Raw genomic sequence first — 20,388 nt, 5'->3', positions numbered from 1 at the left:
TTCTTCAACAAACACTTGCAAGATTTGTTACCAAGATTAAATCATACTAATCAAAATTTATCAAATTTCTTGTATCGACACAAATTAATGATTTTTTGTTAAATTTACTTTCATTTCAAGATATTTTATTTTTTCTAATTCATTTCCACTACGATTCAATAAATCTAAAACAATGTCAATATAGAAATTAATTCTCTCAAAATCCTCACCTTTTTTAAAATCATCTACAATTTTCATAGCTAAATTCATTAATTTTGCAGAAGGAACACTCTCTCTACACTTCACTAGTAAAGTAAACAACTCATAAAAATCGCAAAAATTTACATCACTTTGTAAATGCTTATTATCACTAATCCATTGATCTGCTTCATCATAATTCTTCAATTTATAATTACACCAAATACCATAAAGCACTGTAAAACCATGCTTGGGTTCAAGTACTTTCGCTTCTTCAAGATATTCAAGTCCTCGCTTATAATCTTTTGCCAATATCATTGCCCAACACATATTACAATATACTCTTGCATTAAGTTCTTCGGGACAATCAATCATTTCTAATGATCTAATGGCAATATTAAACTGTGAAATAGCATCTTCATATTGTTGATTTGTTTTTAGTAAAAGTCCGCATTCTACGAAGCAAAAAGACACCCTTCTAAGCGATCCAAACTCCGAAAATATTCTGCGAGCCTTTTCAATAAAAAGCATTGCCTTAATTAAATTGCCACATTTTTTATAGGCTATACTTGAATGTAAATATAGCATACCCATATTCTTTCTGTTTATTGTCATAGTTTCTGCTTTTTCAAAACAAGTTATTGCTTCTTCGTATTGATTAAACTTCCGATACATAAGCCCCTTGTATTGATATAAAAGCGATTCACACTCATAGTTACCTTCAAAATACTCAAAAAGCTCATTTTCAATTGCTCTTGCTCTTTTGAATTCATTTTTCAATATGTATATTATGTATTCAATTAACTGAGCCTTTCCAAATGAAAAGTTTATAAACTTCATTTTTCCTTTTTCAATTTTATCTTCAAAAAAATTGTTATTATCGTCATAGTAAAATAATGAATCTAAAAAATCACTAAATATAATATCTATTTCTTTAGATGTTTCTATATATTGTTCAATATTTACATCTAAAACCTTTTCAATTTTGGAAATTATATCAATCGTGGGTACTTCTTTTCCACCTTCAAATTTACCCAATCGGCTGTAAGAGATACCAGTTTTCATCCCTAAATCTCTAAGTGTTAAACCACGATAGTTCCTAATCAAACGCAATTCTTTTCCTATATTTTGTTCCATATATCTTCTAAACAATGAAATAGCCAATAGATACTATTGGCTAATCAGGCATATTTCTATCACTATACCGCGTAATCTGATAACACTCATGTTTACAATTGATGCCATTCTCTCCACATTCTTCGGTATGCACATGAGTGCAGCCAAAGGTGCATAGACCAAACATCAATAGTGCAGACATTGCCATTGATATTATTTTTTTCATTGCTTTTCCTCCCCTCTATTCGCATTATAACTGATATTAAAACATTCGTCTACTACTGTTGTTTCGATACATATAAGTCAAAATATGCAATATTATCCCAAAACGTGAAAAAGAGCAGATTGCTCCACTCTTTTCATTATACCGTTAATTGTTTTTATTCCTCAGCATCAACGACGCTCAAGCTTTCATCAGCAAGCATTTCCTGAATGACATCTTCATTCACTTTTTCTGCTGCTGAGAAGTTCATAACTTCACTTTCATCTTCGTCGCTGCTTCTTGAAATACGTTCAGCTCTTAATTCTGCCGCTAATTCTTCAATCTGACGTGATGTTTCACGATCAGCGTTGCAGCCTGTTCCGGCAGGAATCAGCTTACCGATAATTACGTTTTCTTTCAGACCCATCAAGTAGTCTTTCTTACCCTTGATTGCAGCTTCCGTCAGAACCTTTGTTGTTTCCTGGAATGATGCTGCTGACAAGAATGAGTCAGTTTCTACTGATGCTTTTGAAATACCCAGCAATACTGGTGAGAATACTGCCGGCTGTTTGCCAGACAATAATGCGTTGCGGTTGATTTTTGTCATTTCCGGTAATGAGATTTGAACACCTGGGTTCAGGTTTGTACCATCGCCTTCTACAACAACAACTTTTCTCAGCATCTGACGAATCATAACCTCAATATGCTTATCTGAAATATCAATACCCTGACTTGCGTATACCTTTTTAACTTCCTTCAGGATGTATTTTTCTACTTCCTGAACACCGGCAATACGCAGCAGTTCTTTAGGATCGATTGGGCCTTCAGTGATCTTATCACCGGCTTCAATCATACTGCCCTCTTTCAGCCAAGAACGAATTGCCTGAGTCGGAGCCAGTTTGTGTTCCTTACTTTCCTTATCATTGGTAATAATTACTTCAACGCCATTGCTGTTTTCCAACTGATGGATTGATGTAATTTCACCGCTGATCTGAGCTAATACAGCTGCACCCTTTGGACAACGTGCTTCGAATAATTCCTCTACACGCGGCAAACCTTGAGTGATATCACCGCCGCCGGCAGATGCTACACCACCGGTATGGAAGGTTCTCATTGTCAGCTGTGTACCTGGTTCACCAATTGACTGCGCTGCCATGATACCGATAGACTCACCAACTTCAACAACCTTACCAGTTGCCATGTTGCGTCCATAGCACTTCTTGCAGACACCGTAAATTGATTTACATGTAAATGCGGAGCGAATATACATACCTTCAACACCCGCATCAACGATACGCTGTGCAATAATTTCATCCATGTATTCATCAGAATCAATAATTACTTCGTTAGTTTTAGGATCGACAACCTGCTGTTTTGAATAACGGCCGATCAAACGATCACGCAGATCCAGAACCACAGTTCCTGTCTTACGGTCAATAATAGTTTCTACCCAGAATCCCTTATCCGTACCACAGTCTTCCTGTTTAACGACAACATCCTGAGCAACATCAACCAGACGACGGGTCAGATAACCAGATTCAGCTGTCTTCAAGGCTGTATCGGTAAGACCTTTACGCACACCATGAGTTGAAATAAAGAATTCAGATACGTTCAGACCTTCACGGAAGCAGCTATAAATAGGAACCTCGATGATTGAAGGCTGATAGCCTTTTGCTGATTTAGACTGAGAAGGTTTACTCATCAATCCACGCATACCGGCCAGCTGTGTAAAGTTTGATTTATTACCACGGGCACCAGAAGTAGCCATCATGTTAATTGTATTCTTACGATCCAGGTTATCCATCAGTTCATCACCGATCTGATTTTTAATGCTGTCCCACAATTTATTTAAGTGAGCTTCCCATTCCTGCATCGTCAGCTTACCTTTACGGCGCAGACGCATTAATTCTTCCGCTTTCTGCTTACCGTATTCAATCTTATCATCCTTGTTTTCTACAACCTGAATGTCAGATAAGGCTACGGTAATACCGGCTACGGTTGAATATTTGAATCCCATGTTCTTGATTTCATCAAGAATTTCAGAAGTTTTCTCAGTGCTGTAACGAGCAAATACCTGAGCGATAACTAATCCTAACTGTTTCTTCTTCACTTCCGGAATAATTGGCTGTGAAGCGATAATCGCTTTAATATCTGAACCTGGTTCGATAAAGAAACGATCCGGTGTAGCGATGAAGTTTTCATCCGATACTTCATTCAGATATGGGAAGTCAGCTGGGAACATGTTATTGAAAATAACTTTACCCACGGTTGTCATCAGATATTTTTTATTCTGTGCTTCTGTAAATGAAGATTTCTTTAATGATTTAGCAGCAATCGCAATACGTGTATGCAGATGCACGATTTTGTTGTCATAGGCCATTAAGATTTCATTAACATCTTTAAATACATGACCTTCATTTTCCGCATAACGATCCCACAGTTCAGCTTCCTTCGGACAGCCGACGCTTCTGTAACGCTCAGCTTCCTGACGGAATTCCTCAGCAGTTTCTTCCATTGTTAAGTAGAAGTTACCGAGAACCATGTCCTGTGACGGCGTAACGATTGGCTTACCATCTTTAGGACCCAGGATGTTGTTTGAACCAAGCATTAAGACTAATGCTTCAGCTCTTGCTTCTTCACTCAAAGGTACATGGACAGCCATTTGGTCACCGTCAAAGTCGGCGTTGAATGCTGTTGTAACCAATGGATGCAGACGGATTGCGCGTCCTTCAACAAGTTTCGGTTTAAATGATTGGATACCCAAACGGTGCAGTGTAGGCGCACGGTTTAATAATACCGGATAGCCGTCGATAACATCTTCTACGATATCCCAAACACGCGGATCAAGACGATCGATCAGCTTTTCAGCGGTCTTTGGATTGCTTGCGATTTCACGGTTTACGATTTCGTTGATTACGAATGGTTTAAATAATTGAATTGCCATTTCACGTGGAATACCGCACTGATACATTTTCAGATCCGGTCCTACCGCGATAACTGAACGGCCTGAGAAGTCAACACGTTTACCTAACAGGTTCTGACGGAAACGGCCTTGTTTACCTTTCAGCGAGTGGCTCAGTGATTTCAGCGCACGGCCGCCGGCACCGCTGATTGGCTTAGAACGGCGTCCATTATCGATCAGCGCATCGACAGCTTCCTGAAGCATACGCTTTTCGTTTTGTACGATGATTGCCGGTGTGCCAAGTTCAAGCAGTTTCTTTAAACGATTATTTCTTGTGATAACACGGCGATATAAATCGTTCAAGTCGCTGGTTGCGAAACGGCCGCCATCCAATTGCAGCATTGGACGCAGATCAGGCGGAATAACTGGCAGCATTGTCAGTACCATCCACTCCGGCTTATTGTCTGAATTACGGAATGCTTCAATAGTATCCAATCGCTTGATCAGTTTCTTACGTTTTTCACCTTGCGCATTCTTTAATTCAGCTTCTACATTATTGAATTCTTTTTCAAGATCAACTTCTTTTAATAATGTCTCAACAGCTTCAGCACCAGTCTGAGCAGTAAATGAACCTGGGCCGTAAATTGCCACATTTTCACGATATTCCTTCTCAGAAAGCACTTGCTTATACATCAGCTTTGTATCCTTAGGGTCAGTAACGATCCAAGATACGAAATAAACTACTTCTTCCAATTGCTTTGGCGTCACATCAAGTAATAAAGCCATACGAGATGGAATACCGCGCAAGTACCAGATATGAGCAACCGGTGCCGCCAGTTCAATGTGTCCCATACGTTCACGGCGAACTGATGATTTAGTGATTTCAACACCACATCGATCGCAGACAACACCCTTATATCTTACCTTTTTGTACTTTCCGCAATAACATTCCCAGTCCTTGCTCGGACCGAAAATACGTTCGCAGAATAAGCCATCTCTTTCCGGTTTTTGTGAACGATAGTTAATCGTTTCCGGTTTCTTTACTTCACCATGAGACCATTCCAAAATTCGCTGCGGCGAGGCAAGCTGAATCTGGATTGAGGCAAAATTGTTTACACTCATCGTTTACGCCTCCTTCTTATTCCATGTCACTGTCGTCATCCAACAGTGCATCCACTTCATCTTCAATTTCTTCATCAGATTCTAATTCTTCATCTAACTCATCATCAACGATTTCATCAACAAGCTCTTCTTCCGGTTTAACTTCCTCAAATGGTGTAATCGGCGGAATTACCGCTGTTGCTTCCTCACCGTCAGTCTTAGAAATATCGACCTCGTTGCCGAACTCATCAAGCATCTTCACATCAAGCGCTAATGCCTGCAGCTCATGTTTCAATACACGGAAGGATTCAGGAATACCCGGTTCAGGAATATCCTTGCCCTTAATGATTGCTTCATAAGTCTTTGTACGGCCGACGATATCATCAGATTTAACCGTTAAGATTTCTTGTAATGTGTGAGCGGCACCATAAGCTTCCAGTGCCCAAACTTCCATCTCACCAAAACGCTGACCACCATTTTGAGCTTTACCTCCCAATGGCTGCTGAGTAACTAAACTATATGGACCAGTAGCACGCGCATGCAGCTTATCGTCAACCATGTGCGCCAGCTTGATCATGTACATTACACCTACTGAGATACGTTCATCGAAGGCATCGCCGGTACGTCCATCATAAAGTACCTGCTTACCATCCTTTGTCATTTCAGCCTCAGCCATGATTGAAGCTAATTCATCGTTATTGATACCATCGAATACCGGTGTCGCAAACTTAACGCCCAGCTTCTTGGCAGCGTAACCCAAGTGAATCTCCAATACTTGTCCGATGTTCATACGAGATGGTACACCGAATGGATTCAACATGATATCAACTGGTGTTCCATCAGGCATATACGGCATATCCTCCACTGGCAGGATCTTAGAAATAACACCCTTATTACCGTGACGGCCAGCCATCTTATCACCTTCAGAAATCTTACGTTTCTGAACGATGTAAACTTTAATTGTTTCATTTACGCCAGGCGGCAGTTCATGACCTTCACTGCGCTTGAATACACGCACTGAATGAACGATACCGGCACCGCCATGCGGAACCTTTAATGAATTGTCACGAACTTCACGTGATTTTTCACCGAAGATCGCCAGCAGCAGTTTTTCTTCAGGAGAGATTTCACTCTGACCTTTAGGTGTAACCTTACCAACTAAGATATCGCCTTCCATAACCTCAGCACCGACCATGATGATACCTCTTGAGTCCAAGTTACGGCATGCGTTTTCGCTGACGTTTGGAATATCACGGGTAATTTCTTCAGGTCCCAGCTTTGTTTCACGGCAGTCAATATCATATTCCTCGATATGAATTGAAGTATAGACATCATCACGAACAAGACGTTCTGACATGATGATGGCATCCTCATAGTTATAACCATTCCATGACATGTAGGCAATTGTTACGTTTTGACCTAATGCCAATTCACCTTTTTCCATCGAAGGACCGTCAACAAGGATATCACCCTTTTCAACGCGTTCACCCTTCTTCACGATAGGAATTTGGTTGATACTTGTTCCGGCATTGGAACGAGCAAATTTACGCAGCTTATATTCGCGGCGGTCACCATTATCCTGAGCAACCACAACACGGGTAGAATCTACATATTCAACGATACCGTCACCCTTGCAGACAACGCCGCTGCCTGAATCCTTGGCTACACGGTATTCAATACCAGTACCAACAAATGGCGCGTGCGGAGAAATCAAAGGTACAGCCTGACGCTGCATGTTGGCACCCATCAGGGCACGGGAAGCATCATCGTTTTCTAAGAATGGGATACAAGCGGTAGCTACTGAAATAATCTGTTTCGGAGAAACGTCGGCAAGCTCAACGCGTTCACGTTTAGCCAGAATTGTTTCACCGCGGTAACGGGCTACGACTTGTTCATTGATTAAGTGACCGCCGACAACCTCATTGGCCTGAGCGATAACATAATCGGCTTCTTCATCCGCTGATAAATAAACCGCATCCTCAAGAACTGAACCATCCGGCATAACTCTGCGGTATGGTGTCTGGATGAAACCATATTCATTAATACGAGCATAAGAAGTTAAGTTCGTAATCAAACCGATGTTTGGTCCTTCTGGTGTCTCGATTGGACAGATACGGCCATAGTGTGAGGAGTGAACGTCACGAACCTCAAAGCCGGCACGGTCTCTTGTCAAACCGCCAGGACCTAACGCAGAAATACGGCGTTTATTGGTCAATTCAGCAAGCGGATTCTGCTGATCCATGAATTGTGACAGCTGAGAAGAAGAGAAGAACTCTTTAATAGCTGCCGTCAATGGACGGATATTGGTTAATTTTTTCGGTGTTAAGGTTTCAATTTCCGCAATTGACATACGTTCCTTAACCACTCTTTCCATACGGCTTAAACCAATACGGAACTGATTTTGAATCAATTCACCGACAGAACGGATACGGCGGTTACCCAGCATATCAATATCATCAGTTTCACCGACACCTTCCATAACATTCAACATATAGTCATAGAAAGCATACATATCGGAAATAGTAATTGTGTGTTTATTGGCAAATGGGTCATTACCGATGATCTTAATCACTGCATCATCTTCATCACGCACTAAGATTTCCTGTACGGCAGCACCAACCAGCCATACTGCAACCTGTTCGCCATTTCTTACACGGCCTTTCAATTCATCATTCTTATCGGCTGACATTGTCGTTGATTCCATGCGCGGCAGATAACCGTCAGCAAAGCTCAGACCATCTTCAGCAAATAATTCATTGCCGTTTTCATCAGTAACTCTTGCAAGCACATATAAACGCTGGCCATAGTTCAATACAGCATTCATATTTTCCTGTGTCAGCATTACTTTCTTCGCAATGACACCGCCCTGAATATTTACTTTTTCACAGCTTGCCATTAAGTCCTTTAATACGCATTCAGTAATGACATCACCTGTGTAATATGTAACATCATCAAGTTCAACATCCTTCGCAAGTACACGGCCTAACAAGCCTGTACCAACAGATGTCTCAATCGCAACCACATCATCATGAGAGAATAATGGGTTGAATGGGAAGGCGTTAACATAATAACCCTTTTTCAATTCAGCCTTTAACGCTTCACGCTCATCACGGTTAATCATCGTACCGCTTGGCATAAATACTGTACCGTCAGCACCAACGATATCCTGAGCCAGACGGTGATGCTCAATACGGTTGATCGCATTCAGCTTTTTACCTAATTTATAACGGCCGGCTTTCGTTAAGTCATAACGGCGGCGGTCAAAGAATTTCGCATTCATTAAAGTAATTGATCCATCTAATGTAGGGATTTCATCTGAACGCTGGTTTTCATAGATTGAAAGCAATGCTTCCTGAGTAGTTTTAACCTTATCAGCCAGCAATGTATTTTCAATATCTTCATATTTACCGAAGAATGCAGAATATAACGTTAAGTATAAATTCATGAATTCACGGTTTTCAGTATCCTGCGGAAGATCATCGACCAAAGTTCTGCCGATAGCTTTCAGGAAAGTTTCCATCTGTTTTGTATCATAAGGATCATCACTGCGGTCCATATCCAAAGCCATACCAATCGCTTTAAACAGAATCGTAGAAGTCATCTTACGCTTACGGTCAATACTAACCGTTAATGAACGGCCATTCACCGGTTTCTTCATTTCAGTGAAGAACTCCAGCCAAGTACCGCGGCTTGGAATTAATTCACTGCTGAATGTTTCCTTACCTGTCTTATCTTCAAATCCACTGGCAAAATACGCTCCAGGAGAACGCACAATTTGCGAAACGATAACACGTTCCGCGCCATTAATAATAAATGTTCCTGTTTCTGTCATTAATGGGAAATCACCAAGGAACACATCCTCCCATTTATTCAAGACTTCACCTGTTGAGTTATCAGTAATTTCCAGTTCCATCTTCGCCTTTAAAGGCGCGGCAAAATTGCATTCGCGGAACTGTGATTCCTCTGCGTTGTATTTCGGCGTTCCGAATTCGTAATCAATGAAGTTAAGCTTAATGTTTCCTCCATAGTTGGTTATCGGGTAAATCTCATTAAATACTTCAGCAATGCCCTCTTTTATAAACCAATTAAAAGAGTCAGTCTGGATTTCTACCAGATTTGGTAGTTCAAGATTTCCGCTAACCTTAGAATAGTTTCTGCGTTCAGCTTTTTTCCCTGAAGGTACGATTCGATAAGTCTTCTGTTCTTCCATGTACGCCATCCTTTCTCCGAGCAAAGTGTCAAAACAGGGCACTTTGACCCATTTTAAATTTTTAGTATTATGCAATTTAGTATAATATCAAATTATTGTCAAATTGTCAATCTATTTCGTTGATTTGAGGACAAAATATCCTCGATCCTTATGAATGATGTCACAGTTACCAAATACGGATGCGATCTCTTTCTGAGCGCTTAAGGCGCCATGCTGCTTGCGGATCACCACATACAGATGCCCGCCGGCTGCCAGATGTTCGTATGCTTCATCAAATATTTTATAAATTACTGCCTTACCGGCACGTATCGGCGGATTTGTGATAATATCCGTAAAATTATCTTCCGATACTTTCTCATAGATATCACTCTGACGGATATCCACCTCGGTTTCATTCTTCTCGGCATTGATGGCAGCTAATTCAAGGGCCCGGGGATTAACATCAATCATCGTCACCTTTGATGCCGGATTCATTTTCTTCAGCACAACTCCCAAAGTCCCATAGCCGCAGCCAACGTCAAGCAGATTATTCCCTAATTTTTCCTTTTCAAGCACTTCTAAGAAAATCATTGATCCATAATCGACATATTCCTTAGAAAACACACCATTATCAGTTATAAATGAAAACTTAAAGCACGAAAACCGGAAAGTTATTTCCTTCCGGTTTTGAGCTAATTGACGATTATCTGTAAAATAATGATTCATAGTATCGCCGTCCTTTTTAGGTGACAAAAAGCCTTTACGGCTTTTTGTATTAAAAATTCTGAATGAAGACTACTATTTAATTTCTACAGTTGCGCCAGCTTCAACTAATTTAGCCTTGATAGCTTCAGCTTCTTCTGGTTTGATGTTTTCTTTGATTGCAGATGGAGTCTTATCAACTAAGCCCTTAGCTTCTACTAAGCCTAAGCCAGTGATTTCACGTACTGCTTTGATAACAGCAACTTTAGTAGCACCAACATCAGTTAATGTAACAGTAACTTCAGTAGGTCCTGTAGGAGCAGCAGTGTCAGCAGCAGCAGCAACAGCAACTGGAGCAGCAGCAGTAACACCGAATTCTTCTTCGATTGCTTTGATTAAGTCGTTTAATTCAAGAATTGTCATCTCTTTAAGAGAAGCAATAACATCTTCTGTATTTAATTTTGCCATGATTTATTTCCTCCTGTAATTTGAATTTATTCAGCTGATTCAGCTGTTTCACCTTTTTGATCTGCAACTGCTTTAACAGCGCATGCGAAGCTGCGTACTGGAGACTGTAAGCATCCAAGTAACATAGAGATCATACCTTCGCGGTTTGGCAGTTTTGATAATGCAGTGATCGTTTCCTGATCAACCACTTTACCTTCAACAGCACCAGCTTTAATCACTAACTTGTCGTGTTTTTTAGCAAATTTTGCAAGTACACGTGCCGGAGCAACAGCATCTTTACCAAATGCAATTGCGTTAGGTCCGGTCAGGGTTTCAGTTAATTCTGCATAACCAACTTCTTCAGCGGCGCGCTGTGCAAGTGAATTCTTGTAAACTTTGAATTCTACTTCTTCTGCACGCAGTTCGCGGCGAAGTTCAGTAACTTCTTTAACTGTCAACCCACGATATTCGACAACGACTGCAGATTGCGATTCGCGCATTTTCTCGGCGATCTCAGCAACGACTGCCTTCTTGCCATCGATAATCGTTTGGTTCATAGTTTTGCACCTCCTAATTTATCTATCACAATATATCCGCATAATAAAATGCTCACACCGAAAGACAGCATGAGCATGAAAGAGTAATGTTTCTTTCTACCTCGGCAACGTGATTAAGCCATAGGCCGTTGCTGTCTGTGGTATATATTGATAACAGTTTTATTCTAATCTATAACTTTTTGTTTGTCAACAAAAACTAGGCAACTTTGATGCCAGGACCCATTGTTGATGAAAGTGTAGCGCCTTTTAAGTAGATGCCTTTAACAGCAGCCGGACGGGCACGCATGATTACATCATTGATAGCCTGGAAGTTTTCAGCAAGCTTAGCTTCATCAAATGAAACTTTACCGATCAGAACATTGATATTTCCTTCTTTGTCTACACGGTATTCAATCTTACCTTTTTTAACATCTTCAACTGCTTTCGCAATATCCATTGTTACAGTGCCAGTCTTAGGATTTGGCATTAAGCCCTTAGGACCTAACACACGGCCTAATTTACCTAATTCACCCATCATTGCAGGGATAGCGATTAATACGTCAAATTCGAACCAGCCTTTGCCGATCTTTTCGATCAGTTCTTTGCCGCCTACGAAATCTGCGCCAGCATCGATAGCTTCCTGTTCCTTAGGTCCGTTAGCGATAACACAAACTTTTTGTGTACGGCCTGTACCATGAGGAAGTACCATTGCGCCACGGATCTGCTGATCAGCATGACGAGGGTCTACATTCAATCTGAATGATGCCTCTACTGATGCATCGAATTTTTCATAGCTAGTTTTCTTAACTAAAGCTACAGCTTCTTCGATTGTGTATACTTTGCTGCGGTCAACTAATTTAGCAGCTTCTGAATATTTCTTTCCTACTTTTGCCATTTTATGTTACCTCAGCCTTTCTATTCCATACCTTCAACTTTAATACCCATGTTACGAGCTGTACCAGCGATGATTTTCATAGCTGATTCTACGTCATTGGCATTAAGGTCTGGCATTTTGTATTCTGCGATTTCACGAACCTGATCAGCAGTAATCGTACCAACGATTTGTTTCTGATTAGTTCCGGCTTTTTTAACGCCAGCAGCTTTTTTGATCATGATAGCAGCTGGTGTAGTCTTTAATACGAAGTCAAAACTCTTATCTTCGTATGCAGTGATTACGACTGGTACTAAGTCACCAGCACGTTCTCTTGTAGCATCATTGAATGCTGAACAGAACTGCGGCATGTTGATACCTGCTGATGCAAGCGCCGGTCCTGGTTTAGCTCCCCCTGCAGGGAATTGTAATTTGCAGATTTTTGCAACTTTCTTACTCACAAGACACACCTCCTATATTTTGTTTGTCTTATGCTGTGGTTTTATGAACGGTTGCTCGCTCTCCCACGCATGAATAAAAACGCACATTGCGTGCATTTAATAGTTTATCGTATAAAGCCGATAAAATCAATACTTTTTTGAAACTTTTAGGAATTCATTTCCTTTAAGCGGTCAGTGCATGCCTTCATACCTGCCAAAACCGCATCCCGGAAGCCTTTTTCTTCTAATTTAGCAACCGCTTCAATCGTTGTGCCGCCTGGTGAGCAGACCATGTCTTTTAACTGTTCCGGATGAATGCCGCTTTCAAGCACCATCTTTGCCGAGCCTAAGACTGCCTGAGCAGCAAAGGTTAAGGCCATGGATCTTGACATACCGTCACGCACCGCGCCATCGCACAACGCGTTAATCAGCATAAAAATATAAGCCGGTGATGATCCGCTGACCGCCGGTACTGCATCCATTAGATGTTCAGGGATTATTTCCGCCTTGCCAAAGCTTGTGAAGATTGCCATCGTTTCTTCAATATCCTTTTGGGTACAGTTCTTATTCGGGGTAACCGCGCTCATTCCTTCGCCCACTGAAGCCGGGGTATTAGGCATCGTGCGGATGATCTTTGTTTCCGCACTGCTCAGCTTCTCCATATTCGCCAGACTCTGACCGGCAGCCACAGAGATCAATACCTTATCCTCGCTAAGCGCCTCCTTGATCTGCGCAAACACTTCATCAAACAGATAAGGCTTAACCGCCAAGATGATTAAATCTGCGTTTTCAACAACCTCACGATTGCTGTTTACCGCGCAGACATGAAGCTTTGCCGCCAGTTCCTCTCGCTTAGCTGGAGTAGCCGTATGGATAAAAATGTGCTCTGGGGCCAGCAAACCACCCTTTAATATGCCATTTAAAATAGCGCCGCCCATATTTCCGCAGCCAATAAAACCAATATTTCTCATATGTTCATCTCCTGATTTCTGCTTCCATCATATCACACCTAAAGAAAAAAGAGGACTAAGTCCTCTTAAAATTCGATTTTTTCAAGATCGCCGTAACTGATTTCCGTTGGTGTTTCACGGCCAAACAGAATAGTCAGCACAGTAGCTACCTGCGTTTCATCATTTAATGATTCAACACTACCCTCAACGCCCTGGAAAGCTCCTGTTAAGATCTTCACACGGTCGCCGACAGCAAAATCGATCTGTACTTTTGTCTCACGAATTCCTAAACGACGGAGAATAGACTCCATTTCATCCTCAGCAACCGGGAAAGGCTTCGCACCGCCCCCAGATGATCCGATAAATCCAGTTACACCTGGTGTATTACGCACAACATACCAAGCTTCATCTGTCATTTCCATTTCAACGAATAAGTAACCAGGGAATAGATTATAAGTCTTTTCTACCTTTTTACCATTCTTGAATTCAATTTCTTTTTCTTCAGCTACAATGATCTGAAACAGATAATCCTGCAGATTCATTGTATCAATACGTCTTTGAAGATTTTCTTTTACTTTATTTTCATGTCCGGCATATGTATTAACTACATACCATTCGCGCTTAATATCTTCCATGATACACCTACATTCCAATAAATCTTATAAAAGACACTGCGATGAATTCACAAAGAACAAAGAACAATGCGAATGAAGCTGTGAATAACAGTACGATTCCTGACTTCTTCGCAAGCTCACCGAGCTTCGGCCAGCGCACGCGCTGCAATTCCTGTATAATTCCTGAGATACTAAACCACTTCATAAATTGCCCTCCTATTTTGTTTCCTTGTGAATCGTATGCTGTCCGCATTTAGGACAGTATTTCTTCAATTCGATTCGTTCCGTATGCGTTTTTTTATTTTTAGTCGTCGTATAATTACGAGAAAGACAAACAGTACATGTCAAGATAACCTTATCTTTCATGTGTTTCACCTCTTTCGTATGCCTATTAACTTTATCACAATCACTTTTGATAGTCAATTATTCCAGCTAAAATCTTTTTTATCTTATGCAGGATATAACCGACATGTTTAACCGTATGACCGCTTTTTTCAGCAATTTCACGATAAGTACAGCCAGCCTTGCGCAGCAGCCAGATCTGACGTTCATCTTCACTGAGCTGCGCTTCTACTTCTTTTACCTTATTCTGTGCTTCTTTTAATTCAAAACTCCATTTAGGATCAAACTCAGCCTGATTATTTTGTACCAGGGAAATCAGGTAACAGCCCTCATCCTCGCTTAAATCTAAATCCAAGGAAGTACATGTCGCAAACATATAGTTAGCCTGCGAACGCGTCTTCCGCAAGTATGAACGCACACATGTAGTAATGCATAAGGATGCGTAATAAGAAAAAGGCACTCCGGTTTCATCATGATACTGATTTACCGCTTCAATCAGCGACAGCATACATTTTGATTTAAGATCATGAAATTCATCACTGCGAAGATGCTTACCGCCGCCGCTGGATACCGTTTTGCGTATAATCCTCTCAATCCGCTGTTCATAAAGCTTAATCAGCAGCTTCTGCGCTTCCTCATCCTGTTCACTCATCAAATACAAAAGCTCATAATCATTCATTGTTTCCATTCCCTGCCCACCTCATTTTTAATTACTAAAGCGGATGGCGATGACTGTAAATCTCATAAAGCAGGATTGAGCAGGCAACTGACGCATTCAGCGATGTAACACTGCCTGCCATCGGCAAAGCAATGCAGTAATCACAATTTTTCCGCACCAAATTGGAGATGCCAAAGCCCTCTGAGCCAATGACTAACAGCAGCGGCACATCATACTGTCCCTCGCGATAATCTTTAGCCTCATGCGCATCAGCACCAACTGCCCAAAACCCCTTCTCTTTTAAATCCTTGATTGTCTGAACCAGATTCGTTACTACAGCAACCTTCACCGTATCGATAGCACCGGTAGATACCTTAGCAACCGTCGGCGTAAGCTGTACACTGCGATGCTTGCCGATAATCACGCCGTCAGCACCGACACAGTCACACGTTCTAAGAATGGCTCCCAGATTGTGCGGATCTTCCAGACCGTCCAGCATGACTAATAACGGGGTTTTGCCTGCTGGTACAGCCTTTAAAATCTCATCAACTGAATAAGTTTTATATTCATCAATGCTTGCCGCGATTCCCTGATGATGATCAGTTTTAAGCAATGCTTCAAGCTTCTTCTTATTCAGCACGCGCACCGGAATCTTTTTCTGTTTCAGTAAGTCTTCAAAAGAACGATCCTTCATCCCTTCCTGAATCAATACCTCATAAATCTTTTTATCGTCATTCAGCAGCTGCTTCACGACATTCTTCCCGTATACATATTGTGCCATATTATTGCGCTCCTAACATAACAATTTCGTTCCAAAGCTGTTCCATTCTCAACAATTCACCGCTTAGCTGATAATAACCCCAGATAGCCTCAAGCCCGGTAGCCAGCCGATACGTAGCTACATCGGCATTTTTGGCAATGGAAGCGGTCTGCGCGTTGCGGCCGCGGCGGATGATTGCTAATTCTTCTTCGGTAAAGAAGCCTTTATCAATCAGCGTCATCAGATAATAAGCCTGTGCCTTGGCACTGACCCATTTCGCTGTCATACGCTGCAGTTCATTAGGTTTCTGCAGACCTCTTGATACAAGCAGCTCACGCACCTTCAGCGTCATCACCGCATCGCCGATAAATGCCAGGGTCGTACCATTGTAAGGAACGATTTCCATTACAGCAGACCTCTTTCCATTAAGACAGCACGGTATTGATCAGCAGCTTCGAAATTCTTTTCCGCCTTAGCTTGGTTCCAGTTTGCGAAAACATCCTTATCATCATCACTTAAAACAATGCGGTCAAGCTTAATACCTAACACATAAAGCATCTTTTCAATCGTAATCACCAAAGCAGCCACACGGCCATAATCAATCTCTCGTGTACGCACCGCCGCATTCAGCTGCTTATTCGTATCAAACAAAGCTTTAAAGGCATTAGGCGTATTCAAATCATCACTCATCGCGTCAAGAAATGCCTGCCAGAGTGTTTCATCCGGATTACCGGTCAATTCAATACCCGCAAGCCCTAACTTAACATAAGCCTGTTTCAGTGATGTCTTGATTTTCTCTAATTCTGTCTGTGCTGTTTCAACCGCCTGATCATTCAGATTTAACGGTGCACGGTAATGCGCTGACAGCATCAGCCATCTTACGACATTGCCGCCCAGCTTTTCCACGATATCTTTAACCCAGATTACATTACCCAAGGATTTAGACATTTTTTCACCGTCGATGTTGACCATGCCATTATGCAGCCAGTAATTCGCGATATGCGTACCATAAGCCGCTTCAGACTGAGCAATCTCATTTTCATGATGCGGGAATTTGAGATCCATGCCGCCGCCGTGAATATCGATTTGATGCTGATGGAATTCATTGTTAATCATAACCACACATTCACTGTGCCAGCCCGGACGTCCCTTAGACCAAGGTGAATCCCATTTAATTCCCTCCTCAGTCTTTTTCCACAAGGTAAAATCAAGCGGGTTTTCCTTTAACGCGTTTTCATCGATACGCGCGCCTACCATCAAATCCTCGATCTGCTGATTGCTGAGCTGGCCATAATCATCAATTTTATTAACTCTGAAATAAACATCACCATCAATCTCATACGCAAAGCCTTTATCTACCAGAAGTTTTATGAAATCAATAATTTCATCCATTGTCTCCGTAACCTTTGGCGTCACATCCGGCAGATCTGCATTCAAAGACTGACGATCCGCATTATAAGCATTGATGAAATGCTCAGTGATCGTTTTCTCATCAACATTCATTTCAATTGCCTTTTTAATGATTTTATCATCAACATCGGTAAAATTAGAAACAAATTTAACCTTGTAACCCAATGCTTCAAAAGTCTTTTTTAATGTATCAAATACAATGATCGGCCGGGCATTGCCAATATGCGGATAGTTATAAACCGTTGGTCCGCAGACATACATGCTCACTTCATTTTCATTCATCGGTTTAAATGCTTCTACTTTATTATGCAGACTATTAAATAATTTCATGTTTCTCTCTCCTTTAACAAATAAAAAAGCGCCCCTGTATAGAGACGCTTCAACACGCGGTTCCACTCTAATTGAAATAAATTCCACTCTGACCGTTAACGCCGGCAACGTTTCCTTCTACATATCGAAAGAACCCTAAGAGGTGCATTCAGCAAGTCGCTCATTCAGCGTTTCCACCCTTCCGCTGTCTCTGTAAATCAGCTCTACTGCTTACTATTCCCCTATTACTGGTTTGTTTAATATAGTATAACAACTATCATCAGAATTTTCAAATCATTTCTCTTGATAAGAAGTAATACTCAACATTCAGTTTTTCAATAGCCGTAACAATATCAACCAGCTCTACATGATTCTTGTAGGTAATTGAGCATTTCTTGCGCTGCAGATCCGTATCGATTGCCACAACGCCATCAATTTCCTTCAAGCTCTGACATAACTCATCAGAATTTTTCTGATTATTCAGCAGCGGTATATAGTATTTAATAACTTTTGTCATAAATTTTCCTCCAAACCTTATATGGACAAAACATGTCCATAGTAGTCTACCCAACTTTTAGGGTAGGTGTTCATTTTATTATATGAATTTAAAAAAATAAAGGAAAATTTTAACATTTTTAGTAATTAATTAATGTTTTTAGAGCAATTTACATAAAAAAGCCCTTACTTAGCCATTATTTTGTGAAGTTCACCCGATGTTTTGACTAAATATTACGGGTGCTGAACAGTTAACATAATTAAATAAAAGCGGGTAAGTGCTTCCTTGTATGTATTTTATTTGTGATTGAATTAATAAAGCAAAAATTTTACATAAAAAGGATGACCGTTTCCAGTCACCCTTGAATATTCAGTGAATTAAGCTAATTCAGAGAAGTATTTGATAGTTCTAACCATTTGGCTAGTGTATGAATTTTCATTATCGTACCAAGAAACAACCTGAACCTGAGTAGTTCCGTTTTCCATCTTGTGTACCATTGTTTGAGTTGCATCGAATAATGAACCGTATTTGATACCGATAACATCAGAAGAAACGATTTCGTCTTCATTGTAACCGAATGATTCATTAGCAGCAGCCTTCATAGCAGCATTTACTTGATCAACAGTTACTTCACCGTCAACAACAGCTACTAAGATAGTAGTTGAACCTGTAGGAACAGGAACACGCTGTGCAGAACCGATCAGTTTACCGTTCAATTCAGGAATTACTAAACCGATAGCTTTAGCAGCACCTGTTGAGTTAGGAACGATGTTAACTGCAGCAGCACGAGAACGTCTTAAATCGCCTTTTCTTTGAGGTCCGTCTAATGTCATTTGGTCACCAGTGTATGCGTGAACAGTAGTCATGATACCACTCTGAATAGGTGCTAAGTCATTTAATGCTTTAGCCATAGGAGCTAAGCAGTTAGTAGTACAAGAAGCTGCAGAAATTACTGTATCTTCTGGTTTTAAGATGTTGTGGTTTACATTGTAAACAACTGTAGGCAGATCGTTTCCTGCTGGAGCAGAGATAACAACTTTACGAGCACCTGCAGCGATATGAGCAGAAGCTTTTTCTTTTGAAGTATAGAAACCAGTACATTCAAGTACAACGTCTACACCTAATTTACCCCAAGGTAAGTTCTTAGCATCAGCTTCCTTGTAGATTTCGATAGTTTTTCCGTCAACTGTGATTGATGATTCACCAGCTGTAACTTTGTCAGCTAAACCATATGTGCCTTGTGCTGAATCATATTTTAATAAGTGAGCAAGCATCTTAGGGCTAGTCAAATCGTTGATAGCTACAACTTCGTAACCTTCAGCACCGAACATTTGTCTGAATGCTAAACGACCGATACGTCCAAATCCATTAATAGCAACTTTTACTGTCATTTTAAAAGTCCTCCTTTTATAACAATATTATTATACGATATTTTATAGAAATGTCAATTGTGAACTCTTTCACTTTAGCCTTTTTGTATTAAACATGCACCTATGTGCATACTCTATAAAGATTGGAGGGATTTAATGAGTTTTATACCCACAGTTATTGAGCGTTCAGCGAATGTTGAACGGGTCTATGACTTATACTCCTGTTTATTAAAGGAACGCATTATTTTATGTGTCGGTGAAGTAAATGATGAGATGGCAGCCTCAATCACTGCCCAGCTTTTATATCTGTCATCACTGAATAATGATGATATTTTAATGTATATCAATTCACCCGGCGGCAGCATTTCCAGCGGCTTGGCAATCTATGATGTCATGAACCACATCAGCTGCGATGTGTCGACGATCGGCATGGGCTGCTGCGCGAGCATGGCTTCGATCTTACTGGCTGCCGGCACAAAAGGCAAACGGCTGATCCTGAGCAACTGCGAAGTAATGATCCACCAGCCAATCGGCAATTCGCAGGGACAAGCCAGTGATATGGAGATTGCGACCCGTCATATCCTAAAGGTACAGCGTAATATCTATAATATCTTAGCCCAGCGCTGCGGCAAGCCCTATGACATGATTAAACATGACTGCGACCGTGATTGTTACTTAAGTGCCGAAGATGCTTTAGCCTATGGTATTGTGGATAAAATCGTATAGTAATATAGAAAGAAAAAGGACATCTGTGCGACCAGATGTCTTTTTCTTATGTTTAGATAGAAATTAATAA

General features: G+C 40.9%; 20 protein-coding genes and 2 other annotated features. Of the genes, 1 reads left to right on the top strand and 19 read right to left on the bottom strand.

Going from position 1 to position 20,388, the window contains the following annotated elements; all coding sequences use genetic code 11:
* Positions 1 to 84: 84 nt before the first annotated feature.
* The 19 genes from DWZ33_RS11025 to gap form a co-directional block, all read right to left on the bottom strand.
* Positions 85 to 1,314, bottom strand: a complete 1,230-nt coding sequence (locus DWZ33_RS11025; RefSeq protein ID WP_118454840.1) for a helix-turn-helix domain-containing protein — start codon at positions 1,312 to 1,314, stop codon at positions 85 to 87.
* A 40-nt stretch (positions 1,315 to 1,354) separates the two neighbouring features.
* Entirely contained in the window at positions 1,355 to 1,519 is a 165-nt protein-coding gene (locus DWZ33_RS17995; protein ID WP_182425662.1) for a hypothetical protein, read from the bottom strand.
* Positions 1,520 to 1,673: 154 nt separating this feature from the next.
* Positions 1,674 to 5,519: a DNA-directed RNA polymerase subunit beta' gene (gene rpoC, locus DWZ33_RS11020; protein ID WP_118454839.1), complete on the bottom strand. Its 3,846-nt coding sequence runs from the start codon at positions 5,517 to 5,519 to the stop codon at positions 1,674 to 1,676.
* Between the two features lie 16 nt (positions 5,520 to 5,535).
* Entirely contained in the window at positions 5,536 to 9,708 is a 4,173-nt protein-coding gene (rpoB, locus tag DWZ33_RS11015) for a DNA-directed RNA polymerase subunit beta (RefSeq protein WP_022938599.1), read from the bottom strand.
* A 111-nt stretch (positions 9,709 to 9,819) separates the two neighbouring features.
* A complete protein-coding gene (locus tag DWZ33_RS11010; protein WP_118454838.1) occupies positions 9,820 to 10,413 on the bottom strand; it encodes a class I SAM-dependent methyltransferase in 594 nt (197 codons plus the stop codon).
* Positions 10,414 to 10,485: 72 nt separating this feature from the next.
* Positions 10,486 to 10,857: a 50S ribosomal protein L7/L12 gene (gene rplL, locus DWZ33_RS11005; RefSeq protein ID WP_022938601.1), complete on the bottom strand. Its 372-nt coding sequence runs from the start codon at positions 10,855 to 10,857 to the stop codon at positions 10,486 to 10,488.
* A gap of 26 nt (positions 10,858 to 10,883) precedes the next feature.
* Positions 10,884 to 11,393 carry a 50S ribosomal protein L10 gene (gene rplJ / locus DWZ33_RS11000; RefSeq protein ID WP_022938602.1) on the bottom strand — a complete coding sequence of 170 codons (510 nt, stop codon included), beginning with the start codon at positions 11,391 to 11,393 and terminating at the stop codon, positions 10,884 to 10,886.
* Positions 11,394 to 11,428: 35 nt separating this feature from the next.
* Positions 11,429 to 11,552, bottom strand: a sequence feature (ribosomal protein L10 leader region).
* 37 nt (positions 11,553 to 11,589) lie between these two features.
* A complete protein-coding gene (gene rplA, locus DWZ33_RS10995; protein WP_022938603.1) occupies positions 11,590 to 12,267 on the bottom strand; it encodes a 50S ribosomal protein L1 in 678 nt (225 codons plus the stop codon).
* 20 nt (positions 12,268 to 12,287) lie between these two features.
* Complete coding sequence (gene rplK / locus DWZ33_RS10990; RefSeq protein WP_022938604.1) at positions 12,288 to 12,704, bottom strand: 50S ribosomal protein L11; 417 nt, start codon at positions 12,702 to 12,704, stop codon at positions 12,288 to 12,290.
* 146 nt (positions 12,705 to 12,850) lie between these two features.
* The gene (gene proC, locus DWZ33_RS10985; protein ID WP_118454837.1) at positions 12,851 to 13,654 is read right to left on the bottom strand and encodes a pyrroline-5-carboxylate reductase; all 804 of its coding nucleotides are present in this window, start codon (positions 13,652 to 13,654) and stop codon (positions 12,851 to 12,853) included.
* Positions 13,655 to 13,719: 65 nt separating this feature from the next.
* Positions 13,720 to 14,268, bottom strand: a complete 549-nt coding sequence (gene nusG, locus DWZ33_RS10980) for a transcription termination/antitermination protein NusG (protein ID WP_022938606.1) — start codon at positions 14,266 to 14,268, stop codon at positions 13,720 to 13,722.
* A gap of 7 nt (positions 14,269 to 14,275) precedes the next feature.
* Positions 14,276 to 14,452, bottom strand: coding sequence for a preprotein translocase subunit SecE (gene secE / locus DWZ33_RS10975; protein ID WP_022938607.1), 177 nt, complete (start codon positions 14,450 to 14,452; stop codon positions 14,276 to 14,278).
* 11 nt (positions 14,453 to 14,463) lie between these two features.
* Positions 14,464 to 14,613, bottom strand: a complete 150-nt coding sequence (gene rpmG, locus DWZ33_RS10970) for a 50S ribosomal protein L33 (protein ID WP_022938608.1) — start codon at positions 14,611 to 14,613, stop codon at positions 14,464 to 14,466.
* A 40-nt stretch (positions 14,614 to 14,653) separates the two neighbouring features.
* A complete protein-coding gene (locus DWZ33_RS10965) occupies positions 14,654 to 15,277 on the bottom strand; it encodes a sigma-70 family RNA polymerase sigma factor (protein WP_022938609.1) in 624 nt (207 codons plus the stop codon).
* A 25-nt stretch (positions 15,278 to 15,302) separates the two neighbouring features.
* Positions 15,303 to 16,028 (bottom strand): 23S rRNA (guanosine(2251)-2'-O)-methyltransferase RlmB, encoded by a 726-nt coding sequence (gene rlmB / locus DWZ33_RS10960; RefSeq protein WP_118454836.1) that lies wholly within the window; start codon positions 16,026 to 16,028, stop codon positions 15,303 to 15,305.
* Between the two features lies 1 nt (position 16,029).
* Positions 16,030 to 16,413, bottom strand: a complete 384-nt coding sequence (locus DWZ33_RS10955; protein ID WP_022938611.1) for a Mini-ribonuclease 3 — start codon at positions 16,411 to 16,413, stop codon at positions 16,030 to 16,032.
* On the bottom strand, positions 16,413 to 17,747 hold the full coding sequence (cysS, locus tag DWZ33_RS10950) for a cysteine--tRNA ligase (RefSeq protein ID WP_118454835.1): 1,335 nt from the start codon (positions 17,745 to 17,747) through the stop codon (positions 16,413 to 16,415). Before cysS ends, DWZ33_RS10955 begins: the two co-directional genes overlap by 1 nt.
* Before the next feature lie 37 nt (positions 17,748 to 17,784).
* Positions 17,785 to 17,984 (bottom strand) — a binding site (T-box leader).
* 31 nt (positions 17,985 to 18,015) lie between these two features.
* Positions 18,016 to 18,243, bottom strand: a complete 228-nt coding sequence (locus DWZ33_RS10945; protein WP_022938613.1) for a heavy-metal-associated domain-containing protein — start codon at positions 18,241 to 18,243, stop codon at positions 18,016 to 18,018.
* Positions 18,244 to 18,599: 356 nt separating this feature from the next.
* Positions 18,600 to 19,613 (bottom strand): type I glyceraldehyde-3-phosphate dehydrogenase, encoded by a 1,014-nt coding sequence (gene gap, locus DWZ33_RS10940; protein ID WP_022938614.1) that lies wholly within the window; start codon positions 19,611 to 19,613, stop codon positions 18,600 to 18,602.
* 135 nt (positions 19,614 to 19,748) lie between these two features.
* Between gap and DWZ33_RS10935 the strand changes: the two genes are divergently transcribed.
* Positions 19,749 to 20,318: an ATP-dependent Clp protease proteolytic subunit gene (locus tag DWZ33_RS10935; RefSeq protein ID WP_022938615.1), complete on the top strand. Its 570-nt coding sequence runs from the start codon at positions 19,749 to 19,751 to the stop codon at positions 20,316 to 20,318.
* Positions 20,319 to 20,388 lie beyond the last annotated feature (70 nt).

The organism is Dielma fastidiosa (assembly GCF_003475485.1).
GTDB lineage: Bacteria > Bacillota_I > Bacilli_A > Erysipelotrichales > Erysipelotrichaceae > Dielma > Dielma fastidiosa.
This window is presented reverse-complemented; position numbering and strand designations above follow the sequence as displayed.

Bases quoted from the DNA above. Each gene is read 5' to 3' on its own strand.
- DWZ33_RS11025 (WP_118454840.1), bottom strand. From the start codon at position 1,314: ATGGAACAAAATATAGGAAAAGAATTGCGTTTGATTAGGAACTATCGT.
- DWZ33_RS17995 (WP_182425662.1), bottom strand. From the start codon at position 1,519: ATGAAAAAAATAATATCAATGGCAATGTCTGCACTATTGATGTTTGGT.
- rpoC (WP_118454839.1), bottom strand. From the start codon at position 5,519: ATGAGTGTAAACAATTTTGCCTCAATCCAGATTCAGCTTGCCTCGCCG.
- rpoB (WP_022938599.1), bottom strand. From the start codon at position 9,708: ATGGAAGAACAGAAGACTTATCGAATCGTACCTTCAGGGAAAAAAGCT.
- DWZ33_RS11010 (WP_118454838.1), bottom strand. From the start codon at position 10,413: ATGAATCATTATTTTACAGATAATCGTCAATTAGCTCAAAACCGGAAG.
- rplL (WP_022938601.1), bottom strand. From the start codon at position 10,857: ATGGCAAAATTAAATACAGAAGATGTTATTGCTTCTCTTAAAGAGATG.
- rplJ (WP_022938602.1), bottom strand. From the start codon at position 11,393: ATGAACCAAACGATTATCGATGGCAAGAAGGCAGTCGTTGCTGAGATC.
- rplA (WP_022938603.1), bottom strand. From the start codon at position 12,267: ATGGCAAAAGTAGGAAAGAAATATTCAGAAGCTGCTAAATTAGTTGAC.
- proC (WP_118454837.1), bottom strand. From the start codon at position 13,654: ATGAGAAATATTGGTTTTATTGGCTGCGGAAATATGGGCGGCGCTATT.
- nusG (WP_022938606.1), bottom strand. From the start codon at position 14,268: ATGGAAGATATTAAGCGCGAATGGTATGTAGTTAATACATATGCCGGA.
- secE (WP_022938607.1), bottom strand. From the start codon at position 14,452: ATGAAGTGGTTTAGTATCTCAGGAATTATACAGGAATTGCAGCGCGTG.
- rpmG (WP_022938608.1), bottom strand. From the start codon at position 14,613: ATGAAAGATAAGGTTATCTTGACATGTACTGTTTGTCTTTCTCGTAAT.
- DWZ33_RS10965 (WP_022938609.1), bottom strand. From the start codon at position 15,277: ATGGAAACAATGAATGATTATGAGCTTTTGTATTTGATGAGTGAACAG.
- rlmB (WP_118454836.1), bottom strand. From the start codon at position 16,028: ATGGCACAATATGTATACGGGAAGAATGTCGTGAAGCAGCTGCTGAAT.
- DWZ33_RS10955 (WP_022938611.1), bottom strand. From the start codon at position 16,413: ATGGAAATCGTTCCTTACAATGGTACGACCCTGGCATTTATCGGCGAT.
- cysS (WP_118454835.1), bottom strand. From the start codon at position 17,747: ATGAAATTATTTAATAGTCTGCATAATAAAGTAGAAGCATTTAAACCG.
- DWZ33_RS10945 (WP_022938613.1), bottom strand. From the start codon at position 18,243: ATGACAAAAGTTATTAAATACTATATACCGCTGCTGAATAATCAGAAA.
- gap (WP_022938614.1), bottom strand. From the start codon at position 19,613: ATGACAGTAAAAGTTGCTATTAATGGATTTGGACGTATCGGTCGTTTA.
- DWZ33_RS10935 (WP_022938615.1), top strand. From the start codon at position 19,749: ATGAGTTTTATACCCACAGTTATTGAGCGTTCAGCGAATGTTGAACGG.